Raw genomic sequence first — 11,961 nt, 5'->3', positions numbered from 1 at the left:
CTGTGGATGAATTACTCAACACACAGAATACGCGTGGTGTTGGTGGTACCAATGGTACTCATCACATCACCCTGGGTAACGATAACCAGATCGCCAGAAACCAGGTAGCCTTTGTCGCGCAGCAGATTCACCGCATCGGTTGCGGCAATAACGCCGTCGCTGGTGCTGTCGAAATACACAGGCGTAACGCCGCGGTACAAAGAGGTGAGGTTCAGTGTGCGCTCATGGCGAGACATAGCGAAGATTGGCAAACCGGAGCTGATACGTGAAGTCATCAATGCGGTGCGGCCAGACTCGGTCATGGTGATGATGGCAGTCACACCTTTCAGGTGGTTTGCTGCATACATTGCAGACATCGCAATGGCTTCTTCTGTATTGTCGAACTGAACGTCCAGGCGGTGCTTAGAAACGTTGATGCTTGGGATTTTCTCAGCGCCCAGGCAAACACGCGCCATCGCAGCAACGGTTTCAGCCGGATATTGACCTGCCGCCGTTTCAGCAGACAGCATTACCGCATCTGTACCATCCAGAACGGCGTTCGCTACGTCCATAACTTCTGCACGAGTTGGCATTGGGTTGGTAATCATCGACTCCATCATTTGAGTCGCAGTGATAACCGCACGGTTCAGCTTACGCGCGCGGCGAATCAGGGTCTTTTGAATACCGACCAGCTCAGGATCACCGATTTCAACACCCAGGTCGCCACGAGCAACCATGACTACGTCGGAGGCCAGGATAACATCGTCCATCGCGGCTTCGCTGCAAACGGCTTCTGCACGTTCGACTTTAGCAACAATCTTCGCGTCACAACCTGCATCACGCGCCAGACGGCGAGCGTAGTTAATGTCTTCACCACAGCGAGGGAAAGAAACCGCCAGATAATCAACGCCGATTTTTGCCGCAGTCAGAATGTCTGCTTTGTCTTTGTCGGTCAGCGCTTCAGCGGACAGGCCGCCACCCAGCTTGTTGATACCTTTATTGTTCGACAGCGGGCCACCCACGGTGACTTCTGTGAACACTTTCATACCCTGAACTTCAAGGACTTTTAACTGAACGCGACCATCATCAAGCAGCAGGATATCGCCGGTCACGACGTCAGCAGGCAAACCTTTGTAGTCGATACCGACTTTTTCTTTGTCGCCTTCGCCTTTGCCCAGGTTGGCATCAAGCAGGAATTTATCACCAATATTAAGGAAGACTTTGCCTTCTTTAAAAGTGGATACACGAATTTTTGGTCCTTGCAAATCGCCCAGAATAGCGACATGACGACCCAGTTTCGCGGCAATTTCACGAACTTTATCAGCACGGATCTGATGATCTTCTGCGGTGCCATGTGAAAAGTTCATACGCACCACGTTTGCGCCAGCAGCGATAATCTTTTCCAGATTATTGTCGCGGTCGGTAGCTGGGCCTAAAGTGGTAACGATTTTGGTTCTACGTAGCCGTCTGGACATGTATTACTCCGTTGACTGAAACAACTTTGGTGTTGCGTTAACAAAAAATTCGGTGAGTCAGGGTGCTTGAAAATTTCAAAACAACAACTTAACCGAATGACCTAAAAAGTTACAGCTTTGTTATAAAAACTTAGGTGTTTTCGCCAGAGACGAACATACCCTTATCAAAACGCGATTCCTTGAGCGCTTCTTTGACTCGCTTCAAGTTATCTCTGAATTTTGCGCCACGACGTAATGTAAAACCGGTTGCCAGCACATCTATCACGGTTAGCTGCGCCAGTCGTGACACCATTGGCATATAAATATCGGTATCTTCAGGAACGTCGAGTAATAAAGAGAGCGTGGCCTCGCGAGCCAGTGGCGAACCTTCGGACGTTATCGCCAGTACAATGGCGTCGTTTTCCCGCGCCAGTTGTGCAAGTTCAACCAGGTTTTTTGTCCGACCGGTGTGCGAGATAAGGACAACGACATCTTCTTCGCTGCAATTCATGCAGCTCATGCGCTGCAAAACAACATCGTCGGAATAGATGACGGGGACATTGAAACGGAAAAATTTGTTCATGGCGTCATGTGCCACGGCGGCAGAGGAACCCAAACCAAAAAAGGCGATTTTCTTTGCCTGGGTGAGTAAATCTACAGCGCGATTGACCGCTGCCATATCCAATGATTGCCTGACCTGGTCAAGACTCGCCATGGCAGATTCGAATATTTTGCCGGTATAGGCTTCAACGCTATCGTCTTCGTCAACATTCCGGTTTACATAAGGTGTGCCATTCGCCAGACTTTGGGCTAAATGTAATTTAAAATCCGGGAAGCCCTTAGTTTCCAGACGGCGGCAGAAGCGGTTGACGGTCGGTTCACTGACTTCAGCACTGCGGGCGAGGGTGGCAATGCTTGAGTGAATGGCATCTTGTGGTGCGGTAAGAATCACTTCTGCGACTTTACGTTCTGATTTGCTAAGGTGTTCCAGTTGGGACTGGATTTTGTCCAGCATATTCATAGGCGTCCGGCACTCATGGATTTTGTCGATTTCACCAATTGGAGAAATCGCAGCACGATTTAGCAAGAATATACTCTTGCCACTCCGTGAAGGGGCAAGTTAATCAGGGTAATGATGTTGTTTTTTTTCATTACATGATCAGTGTCTAACTTTAGGCACGATAGATATCGACAACAAGTCGTCAGAAAATTCACGATACATCGCCGTGAAATGGCACTGGTGGCCAAATCTTGCTCATGAATGCGATCAAATAATGCCTGAAGACTTACCTGGATTCATCAAAAGCAGTACATTGTTCTGTAATAAAATTACAAGAGCGACTCGGTACTAGATACCTGAAACGAGGAGAATAGACATGGCGGTAACGCAGACAGCTCAGGCATGTGACCTGGTGATTTTCGGTGCAAAAGGCGACCTTGCGCGTCGGAAACTGCTGCCATCCCTGTATCAGCTAGAAAAAGCGGGGCAAATCCACCCGGATACACGCATCCTGGGTGTGGGCCGCGCTGAGTGGGATAAAGAGGCTTATACCAAAGTTGTGCGCGAAGCGATTGAAACCTTCATGAAGGAAAAGATCGACGAAAGCCTGTGGGACAAGTTGAGCAGCCGTCTGGATTTTTGCAATCTGGATGTCAACGACACTGCCGCTTTTACCAAACTCGGTAAGATGCTCGATCAGCAAAATCGCGTCACCATTAACTACTTTGCGATGCCACCGAACACCTTTGGCGCAATCTGTAAAGGTCTGGGCAAGGCGAAGCTGAATGCTAAACCTGCGCGTGTCGTGATGGAAAAACCACTTGGTACCTCACTTGCGACTTCTCAGGAAATCAACAACCAGGTTGGTGAGTATTTTGAGGAATGCCAGGTTTACCGTATCGACCATTACTTAGGTAAAGAAACGGTTCTCAACCTGTTGGCGCTGCGTTTTGCTAACTCCTTGTTTGCGAATAACTGGGATAACAAAACTATCGATCACGTGGAAATCACTGTGGCCGAAGAAGTGGGGATTGAAGGGCGCTGGGGTTACTTTGATCAAGCCGGGCAGATGCGCGACATGATTCAAAACCACCTGCTGCAAATTCTGTGCATGATTGCCATGTCTCCGCCGTCAGATCTGACTGCTGACCACATCCGCGATGAGAAAGTAAAAGTCCTGCAATCTCTGCGTCGTATCGATCGCAGTAATGTGCGTGAGAAAACCGTACGCGGCCAATACTCCGCAGGTTTTGCGCAAGGTAAAAAAGTCCCGGGTTATCTGGAAGAAGAAGGGGCGAACAAAAGCAGCAGCACTGAAACTTTTGTCGCTATCCGCGTAGATATCGACAACTGGCGTTGGGCTGGCGTGCCATTCTACCTGCGTACCGGTAAGCGTTTGCCGACTAAATGTTCTGAAGTCGTGGTCTATTTCAAAAGCCCATCTTTAAACCTGTTTAAAGATTCCTGGCAGGATCTGCCGCAGAACAAGCTCACTATTCGTCTGCAACCGGATGAAGGCGTGGATATTCAGGTGCTTAACAAGGTTCCAGGGCTTGAGCACAAGCACAACCTGCAAACCACTAAGCTTGATTTGAGCTACTCCGAAACCTTCAACGAATCACATCTGGCAGATGCTTACGAGCGCCTGTTGCTGGAAACCATGCGTGGGATTCAGGCACTGTTCGTGCGTCGTGATGAAGTAGAAGAAGCGTGGAAATGGGTCGACTCCATCACTGAAGCATGGGCTGCCGATAACGATGCACCGAAGCCGTACCAGGCCGGTACCTGGGGGCCAGTTGCCTCAGTTGCGATGATCACCCGTGACGGGCGTTCGTGGAACGAGTTCGAATAAATCTCCGTCATCCTTCGAGTTGCCTCTTCGTTGGCTTTCCTCGCTCACCCCAGTCACTTACTTGTGTAAGCTCCTGGGGATTCGCTGCGTCGCCGCCTCAATGCAACTCGAATGATTTAGGAGATTAAACTCCTCGGATTTTGCAAAAATCGTGTAACAACTGATTCATATTTTACCGGTAACATGATCTAACACCAAAGTGGTGCAAATTTTTTAATTTAAAAGCCCTGACTGGATTCACCAGCAGGGCTTTTTTATTTACACTAGCTGAAGCGATTTTGCCCTGATGGTACGGATTGCCGCCTCACGAGAAGAAAACAGAGCCGGTAACGTCGACCACCTGCCCACAGCGACGGCAGCCACTTTTTGAGGACCTGTTATGAATCCTAATTTGTTACGCGTAACAAAACGCATCGTTGAACGCTCTCGCGAGACGCGTGAAACTTATCTGGCAAGAATTGAAAAAGCGAAGAGTAAAACCGTACATCGCTCAGAGCTTGCCTGCGGAAATTTAGCCCACGGCTTTGCGGCCTGTCAGCCAGAAGATAAAGCTGCGCTGAAAAGTATGCTGCGTAACAACATTGCGATCATCACGTCCTATAACGACATGCTTTCCGCGCACCAGCCGTATGAATCCTATCCCGATCAAATTCGTAAAGCGCTGCATTCTGTTGGCGCTGTAGGGCAAGTTGCAGGCGGGGTTCCTGCCATGTGCGACGGCGTGACACAAGGTCAGGATGGCATGGAGCTGTCACTGCTGAGTCGTGAAATTATCGCGATGTCTACGGCAATCGGCCTGTCCCATAATATGTTCGATGGCGCGTTGTACCTCGGCGTTTGCGATAAAATCGTCCCAGGTTTAACCATGGCGGCATTGTCATTTGGCCATCTTCCTGCGGTATTTGTGCCATCAGGCCCAATGGCCAGTGGTTTACCCAATAAAGAAAAAGTGCGTATTCGCCAGCTGTATGCCGAAGGCAAAGTTGACCGCCTCGCATTGCTGGAATCAGAAGCGGCGTCTTATCACGCGCCTGGCACCTGTACATTTTATGGCACCGCCAATACCAACCAGATGGTGGTTGAGTTTATGGGGATGCAACTGCCTGGTTCTTCATTTGTTCACCCGGATGCGCCACTGCGCCATGAATTAACCGCCGCCGCTGCACGCCAGGTCACTCGGCTGACCGGAAACGGCAACGAGTGGATGCCCATCGGCAAAATGATTGATGAGAAAGTCGTGGTCAACGGCATTGTTGCGTTGCTGGCGACAGGCGGCTCAACCAACCACACCATGCACCTGGTGGCGATGGCGCGTGCAGCGGGCATTATCATCAACTGGGATGATTTCTCCGACCTTTCAGATGTGGTGCCGTTGCTGGCGAAGTTGTATCCAAATGGCCCGGCTGATATTAACCATTTCCAGGCTGCGGGTGGTGTTCCTGTGCTGATGCGCGAATTGCTCAAAGGCGGTTTGTTGCACGAAGACGTGAACACTGTCGCGGGCTTCGGTCTGCATCATTACACCATGGAGCCATGGCTGGATAACGGCCAACTGGCCTGGCGTGAAGGCGCAACTACCGCACTCGATACTGATGTTATCGCCACCTTCGATAAGCCTTTCTCAAAACATGGTGGTACAAAAGTACTTAGCGGCAACCTGGGTCGAGCCGTGATGAAAACTTCTGCTGTACCTGTAGAAAACCAGGTTATCGAAGCTCCAGCGGTGATTTTTGAAAGCCAGCATGATGTATTACCGGCCTTCGAAGCAGGCCTACTTGACCGTGATTGCGTGGTAGTTGTCCGTCATCAAGGGCCAAAAGCGAACGGCATGCCAGAATTACATAAACTTATGCCGCCACTTGGGGTATTATTGGACCGCTGTTTCAAAATAGCGTTAGTCACTGATGGAAGGCTGTCGGGTGCTTCAGGTAAGGTGCCCTCTGCAATCCATGTTACCCCAGAAGCGTATGATGGTGGGCTGCTGGCAAAAGTCCGTGATGGCGATATGATTCGCGTCAACGGTCAAACGGGTGAACTGACATTGCTGGTCGATGATGCCGAGCTTGAAAAACGCACTGCATATCACCCGGATCTCAGCGCGGATCGTGTTGGTACCGGCCGTGAACTATTTAGCGCGTTACGCGAACAGTTATCTGGCGCGGAACAGGGCGCGACCTGCATTAAATTTTAAGGACCGGATGTAGCATTTGCTGCGCTGGAAACGAATTATAAAGTTGGTTGAAGAGGCTTGAGATGAAAAACTGGAAAACTACTGCGGAACAGATCCTGAAAACAGGACCGGTTGTCCCGGTTATCGTAATTAACAAACTGGAACACGCAGTACCGATGGCTAAAGCATTAGTTGCTGGCGGCGTGCGCGTTCTGGAAGTGACTCTGCGTACTCCATGTGCAATGGACGCAATTCGCGCTATTGCTAAAGAAGTACCAGAAGCGATTATTGGTGCGGGTACCGTTCTGAACCCAGAGCAACTGGCAGAAGTGACCGAAGCTGGCGCGCAGTTCGCCATCAGCCCAGGTCTGACCGAGCCATTGCTGAAAGCAGCCACCGAAGGTTCCATTCCATTGATCCCGGGTATCAGCACTGTTTCTGAACTGATGCTGGGCCTGGACTACGGCTTGAAAGAATTCAAATTCTTCCCGGCTGAAGCAAATGGCGGCACCAAAGCGCTGCAAGCTATCGCAGGCCCATTCTCTCAGGTTCGTTTCTGCCCAACTGGCGGGATCACACCGGCAAACTACCGTGACTACCTGGCGCTGAAAAGCGTTCTGTGTATCGGTGGTTCTTGGTTGGTTCCAGCTGACGCGCTGGAAGCTGGCGATTACGATCGCATTACTACTCTGGCTCGTGAAGCTGTCGAAGGCGCGAAATAACACGTCATCCTTCGAGCCGTAGATGCGTTGGCTACGTTCACTCACCCCGGTCACATAGTTATCTATGCTCCCGGGGATTCGTTCTCTTGCCGCCTTCCTACGACTCGAATGATTTGTGTTATTAAAATCCCTGCTCATTTGAGCGGGGATTATTTTATCCTTTAACGATCACCGCTTTGGTTGCTGCAATAGCACGTGCAATGGCATCTTCCACGCTGGAACCGGTGGCCAGTGCAACACCCATCCTACGCTTGCCGTTAATCTCCGGTTTACCAAACAGACGTACCTGCAAACCCGCGCCTACCGCTGCACCGACGTTGCCGTACTGCACGTTGTCACTGGTTAATTCCGGGAGAATGACCGCTGATGCTGCCGGACCATACTGGCGAATGTCACCAATTGGCAAGCCGAGGAAAGCGCGGACATGCAATGCAAATTCTGACAAGTCCTGGGAAATCAGCGTCACCATGCCGGTATCGTGTGGGCGAGGGGAGACTTCGCTGAAAATAACTTCATCACCGCAAATGAACAACTCAACGCCAAACAGCCCGTAGCCCCCCAATGCTTTCACGACTTTCTCCGCGACTTCCTGAGCACGATTCAAAGCAAGGTCGCTCATTTTTTGTGGCTGCCAGGATTCGCGATAATCGCCATCTTCCTGCCGATGGCCAACCGGGGCGCAGAAATGCACGCCATCGACCGCACTGATGGTCAACAGAGTGATTTCGAAATCAAAATTCACCACGCCTTCGACAATCACTTTGCCTTTGCCAGCTCGGCCGCCTTCTTGCGCGTAGGCCCATGCTTTGGCTAACTGATCGGCTGTGCGGATAAAACTTTGCCCTTTGCCGGAAGAACTCATTACTGGTTTAACGATGCAAGGCAGGCCGATTTCTTCGACAGCTTGTAAGAACGCCGCTTCGCTATCGGCAAAACGGTAGCTTGAGGTGGGAAGAGTTAAATCCTCCGCGGCCAGGCGACGAATACCTTCGCGGTTCATCGTCAGTTGTGTGGCTTTGGCGCAAGGCACCACACGCTGACCTTGCTGCTCAAGCTCAACCAGCACATCGGTGGCAATCGCTTCAATTTCGGGAACGATGAAATCAGGCATTTCACTGGCGACCAGCTTTTTAAGCTCTGTGCCATCCAGCATATTAATGACATGGCTGCGGTGCGCGACATGCATCGCAGGCGCATCGGCGTAGCGGTCTACGGCAATCACTTCCAGCCCCAGGCGCTGACACTCAATCGCCACTTCTTTTCCTAATTCACCTGATCCTAACAACATCACACGAGTAGCTGAAGGACGAAGCGCTGTTCCCAACATTGACATAATCTGTATACCCGAACGGAGAAAAATAGACCGGCGGATTATAAACGAAAACGTTTGCGTACGCAGTTTTTTTCCCCGCTTGCGATACAGGGTTAATATCATTACACTGTTTAAATAAACAGTTAAACGGAGCTGCAAAATGGCGGTTGAAATCAAATACGTTGTGGTACGAGAGGGGCAAGAAAAAATGTCTTTTGCCAGTAAAAAAGATGCAGATGCCTATGACAAAATGCTCGATCTTGCTGAAGTCCTGGGTGAATGGCTCACACATAGCCCGGTTGCACTTGAAGAAGGGCAAGGCGATGTGTTGGCGATGTGGATGGCAGAAAATAAAGATGTGCTCTCTACGGTGTTGAGAAGCGGCAAATTGCCAGAGCTTGAAACGACGAATGCGGATGACGAAACATCTGGCGACGAAGTGATTTCTGAGGAAGCAGCTCCTGACGATAAGGTGGCTGAACATCCTCGCAAGCGCACCAAAGCTGCCTGAGTTCGCACGCGTCGGGCTACCGGCGCGGTTCTTTTCTCATCTTTAGCCTTATCAGACACTTCTTGACAGCCTTTCGCTTAACCTCAGATGTTAAGTTCCTAATAAAGGGTGTTTCTTATGAGCAACTGGTTACAGCAGCTTCAGTCAATGCTGGGGCAAGCTACACAATCCGTACAAAATCATACAGGCCAGAATCAATCCTCTGGTCATCCTCAGGGAAATGGTTCGCAGGGGCTAAGTAAATTACTGGTACCGGGCGCTCTGGGTGGTTTGGCGGGTTTATTACTGGCGAGCAAATCATCGCGTAAGTTACTGACTAAATACGGCACCAGCGCCTTACTGGCAGGTGGTGGTGCGGTTGCCGGAAGCGTGTTGTGGAATAAATACAAGGACCGCGTTCGTGAAGCCCATCAGGGTGAACCACAATTCGGACAGCAACAATCTCCGGTTGATGTGCGCACGCAGCGCCTGGTCATGGCGCTGGTATTTGCCGCTAAAAGTGACGGGCACATCGACGATAAAGAACGTCAGATTATCGATCAGCAACTGCGTGATGCAGGCATTGAAGGCCAGGGCCGCAACCTGATTCAACAGGCTATCGATCAACCGCTTGATCCTCAGCGGCTGGTGCAAGGCGTTAATAACGAAGAAGAAGCATTAGAACTTTACTTCCTTAGCTGCGCGGCAATCGACATCGACCACTTTATGGAGCGCAGTTATCTGAATGCTTTAGGCGATGCGTTAAAAATCCCGCAAGATGTACGTGAAGGTATCGAACAAGATATTAAGCAACAGAAACTCAACCTGCCGGGATAATCCCGGCATTTTCCGCAAAATCCCACGTTACGCTTGCAAGGCTGTCTGAATTTGCCACCCTTACAGGGTGTTAACTCAAAAAGAAAAATGACATGCCACCAAAAGCAAAAAAAATCCCCCACACCCTGTCCATGCACGGTGATACCCGCGTCGATAACTATTACTGGTTGCGCGACGACGAGCGTGCTGATGCGCAGGTACTTGATTACCTTCATCAGGAAAATGATTACGGTCATCAGGTGATGAGCACCCAACAGGCGTTACAGGAACGCCTGCTCAAAGAGATGATCGACCGCATCCCGCAGCGAGATGTCTCCGCGCCCTATACGCAAAATGGCTATCGTTATCGTCAGATTTTTGAAACCGGGAATGAATACGCCATTTATCAGCGCCAGTCTGCGATTTCTGCCGAATGGGATGAGTGGAGTACGCTGGTTGATGGCAATCGCCGCGCTGCCCACAGCGAATTTTACACCATGGGTGGAATGAGCATTACACCTGACAATACGGTGATGGCGCTGGCGGAAGATTTCCTGTCCCGCCGCCAGTATGGATTGCGTTTCCGCAATCTTGAAACCGGGAACTGGTACCCGGAGGTGCTGGAAAACGTCTCCAGCAGCTTTGTCTGGGCTAATGACTCCGCAACGCTTTACTACGTGCGAAAACATCCCAAAACGCTGTTGCCGTATCAGGTCTGGCGGCACACCGTGGGGCATCCGTCTTCTGAGGATCAATTGGTCTATGAAGAAAAAGACGAGATGTTTTATGTCAGCGTTCACAAAACCACCTCGAAGCACTTCATCCTCATTTATCTGGGAAGCGCTACGACCAGTGAAGTACTGCTGTTGGATGCCGAACTGGTGGATGCGCAGCCTCTGAGTTTTGCCCCGCGCCGTAAAGATCATGAGTACACGCTTGATCACTTCCAACATAACTTCTATTTGCGCTCCAATCGTGAGGGTAAAAACTTTGGTTTGTATCGCAGCAAATTGCGCGATGAAAGCCAGTGGGAAGTTCTGATCCCCCCGCGTGAAAACGTCATGCTGGAAGGGTTCACATTATTTACCGACTGGCTGGTGGTTGAGGAGCGCCAACAAGGGCTGACCAGCCTGCGGCAAATCAATCGCAAAACGCGTGAAGTAACCGGTATTGCTTTTGACGACCCTGCTTACGTGACCTGGCTTGGGCATAATCCCGAGCCGGAATCTTCACGGCTACGCTACGGTTATTCGTCGATGACAACGCCTGATACCCTGTTTGAACTCGATATGGATACGGGCGAACGGTGGGTAATAAAACAGACCGACGTCGCCGGATTTGAGTCCAGCCATTACAAAAGCGAACATTTGTGGGTAACGGTGCGTGATGGCGTGCAGGTACCGGTTTCACTGGTTTACCATCGCGAACATTTCCAGCGCGGTAAAAACCCGTTACTGGTTTACGGCTATGGTTCGTACGGCAGCAGTATGGACGCTGATTTCAGTAGCAGTCGTCTGAGCCTGTTAGATCGCGGTTTTGTGTTTGCGATCGCTCATGTGCGTGGTGGCGGTGAGCTGGGTCAACAGTGGTACGAAGATGGCAAGTACCTGAAAAAAATGAACACCTTTAACGATTATCTCGACGTCTGCGATGCGTTATTGAAGTTGGGATATGGCGATGAAAACTTGCTCTATTCGATGGGAGGAAGCGCAGGTGGCCTGTTAGTCGGCGCGGCAATCAATATGCGGCCTGAGTTGTTCCATGGCGTTGTGGCGCAGGTGCCATTTGTTGATGTGCTCACCACCATGTTGGACGAGTCGATCCCTCTAACTACCGGAGAGTTTGAAGAGTGGGGGAATCCTCAGGATGAGGAATATTATCACTACATCAAACAATACAGCCCGTACGATCAAATCACCGCTCAAGCCTATCCGCATATGCTAGTCACCACCGGCCTGCATGATTCGCAAGTGCAATATTGGGAGCCTGCAAAGTGGGTGGCAAAGCTGCGCGAAATGCGCACCGATGATAATTTGCTGCTGTTGTGTACCGATATGGACTCGGGGCATGGCGGGAAATCGGGGCGATTTAAATCTTACGAAGGTGTTGCGTTGGAATATGCGTTCCTGATTGCCCTGGCGCAGGGGACGCTGCCAGGGTAACGGT

General features: G+C 50.6%; 9 protein-coding genes. 6 read left to right on the top strand and 3 right to left on the bottom strand.

Going from position 1 to position 11,961, the window contains the following annotated elements; all coding sequences use genetic code 11:
- Nucleotides 1-11: 11 nt before the first annotated feature.
- On the bottom strand, nucleotides 12-1,454 hold the full coding sequence (gene pyk / locus GBAG_RS11370; protein ID WP_034496000.1) for a pyruvate kinase: 1,443 nt from the start codon (nucleotides 1,452-1,454) through the stop codon (nucleotides 12-14).
- Between the two features lie 130 nt (nucleotides 1,455-1,584).
- Nucleotides 1,585-2,454 carry a MurR/RpiR family transcriptional regulator gene (locus tag GBAG_RS11365; RefSeq protein WP_034495998.1) on the bottom strand — a complete coding sequence of 290 codons (870 nt, stop codon included), beginning with the start codon at nucleotides 2,452-2,454 and terminating at the stop codon, nucleotides 1,585-1,587.
- Nucleotides 2,455-2,809: 355 nt separating this feature from the next.
- Here GBAG_RS11365 and zwf point away from each other — a divergent pair, with 355 nt between their 5' ends.
- The 3 genes from zwf to GBAG_RS11350 all read left to right on the top strand — a co-directional run bounded on the left by zwf (nucleotide 2,810) and on the right by GBAG_RS11350 (nucleotide 7,177).
- Nucleotides 2,810-4,285, top strand: a complete 1,476-nt coding sequence (gene zwf, locus GBAG_RS11360) for a glucose-6-phosphate dehydrogenase (protein ID WP_034495997.1) — start codon at nucleotides 2,810-2,812, stop codon at nucleotides 4,283-4,285.
- A 379-nt stretch (nucleotides 4,286-4,664) separates the two neighbouring features.
- Nucleotides 4,665-6,476 (top strand): phosphogluconate dehydratase, encoded by a 1,812-nt coding sequence (gene edd / locus GBAG_RS11355; RefSeq protein ID WP_034495995.1) that lies wholly within the window; start codon nucleotides 4,665-4,667, stop codon nucleotides 6,474-6,476.
- A 62-nt stretch (nucleotides 6,477-6,538) separates the two neighbouring features.
- Nucleotides 6,539-7,177 carry a bifunctional 4-hydroxy-2-oxoglutarate aldolase/2-dehydro-3-deoxy-phosphogluconate aldolase gene (locus GBAG_RS11350; RefSeq protein WP_034455128.1) on the top strand — a complete coding sequence of 213 codons (639 nt, stop codon included), beginning with the start codon at nucleotides 6,539-6,541 and terminating at the stop codon, nucleotides 7,175-7,177.
- 154 nt (nucleotides 7,178-7,331) lie between these two features.
- Here the strand turns inward: GBAG_RS11350 and purT are convergent, their stop codons facing one another.
- Complete coding sequence (gene purT / locus GBAG_RS11345; RefSeq protein WP_034495994.1) at nucleotides 7,332-8,510, bottom strand: formate-dependent phosphoribosylglycinamide formyltransferase; 1,179 nt, start codon at nucleotides 8,508-8,510, stop codon at nucleotides 7,332-7,334.
- A gap of 139 nt (nucleotides 8,511-8,649) precedes the next feature.
- Here purT and GBAG_RS11340 point away from each other — a divergent pair, with 139 nt between their 5' ends.
- From GBAG_RS11340 to ptrB, 3 genes are all read left to right on the top strand, one after another.
- Nucleotides 8,650-9,000: a YebG family protein gene (locus GBAG_RS11340; RefSeq protein WP_034495991.1), complete on the top strand. Its 351-nt coding sequence runs from the start codon at nucleotides 8,650-8,652 to the stop codon at nucleotides 8,998-9,000.
- A 117-nt stretch (nucleotides 9,001-9,117) separates the two neighbouring features.
- Complete coding sequence (locus GBAG_RS11335) at nucleotides 9,118-9,816, top strand: tellurite resistance TerB family protein (RefSeq protein ID WP_034495989.1); 699 nt, start codon at nucleotides 9,118-9,120, stop codon at nucleotides 9,814-9,816.
- A 92-nt stretch (nucleotides 9,817-9,908) separates the two neighbouring features.
- Nucleotides 9,909-11,957, top strand: a complete 2,049-nt coding sequence (ptrB, locus tag GBAG_RS11330; RefSeq protein WP_034495987.1) for an oligopeptidase B — start codon at nucleotides 9,909-9,911, stop codon at nucleotides 11,955-11,957.
- The last annotated feature ends 4 nt before the right edge of the window (nucleotides 11,958-11,961 follow it).

The organism is Buttiauxella agrestis ATCC 33320, assembly GCF_000735355.1.
Taxonomy (GTDB): domain Bacteria; phylum Pseudomonadota; class Gammaproteobacteria; order Enterobacterales; family Enterobacteriaceae; genus Buttiauxella; species Buttiauxella agrestis.
The sequence above is the reverse complement of the archived record's forward strand: the minus strand, read 5'-3'. Positions and strand labels throughout refer to the sequence as shown.

Bases quoted from the DNA above. Each gene is read 5' to 3' on its own strand.
- pyk (WP_034496000.1), bottom strand. From the start codon at position 1,454: ATGTCCAGACGGCTACGTAGAACCAAAATCGTTACCACTTTAGGCCCA.
- GBAG_RS11365 (WP_034495998.1), bottom strand. From the start codon at position 2,454: ATGAATATGCTGGACAAAATCCAGTCCCAACTGGAACACCTTAGCAAA.
- zwf (WP_034495997.1), top strand. From the start codon at position 2,810: ATGGCGGTAACGCAGACAGCTCAGGCATGTGACCTGGTGATTTTCGGT.
- edd (WP_034495995.1), top strand. From the start codon at position 4,665: ATGAATCCTAATTTGTTACGCGTAACAAAACGCATCGTTGAACGCTCT.
- GBAG_RS11350 (WP_034455128.1), top strand. From the start codon at position 6,539: ATGAAAAACTGGAAAACTACTGCGGAACAGATCCTGAAAACAGGACCG.
- purT (WP_034495994.1), bottom strand. From the start codon at position 8,510: ATGTCAATGTTGGGAACAGCGCTTCGTCCTTCAGCTACTCGTGTGATG.
- GBAG_RS11340 (WP_034495991.1), top strand. From the start codon at position 8,650: ATGGCGGTTGAAATCAAATACGTTGTGGTACGAGAGGGGCAAGAAAAA.
- GBAG_RS11335 (WP_034495989.1), top strand. From the start codon at position 9,118: ATGAGCAACTGGTTACAGCAGCTTCAGTCAATGCTGGGGCAAGCTACA.
- ptrB (WP_034495987.1), top strand. From the start codon at position 9,909: ATGCCACCAAAAGCAAAAAAAATCCCCCACACCCTGTCCATGCACGGT.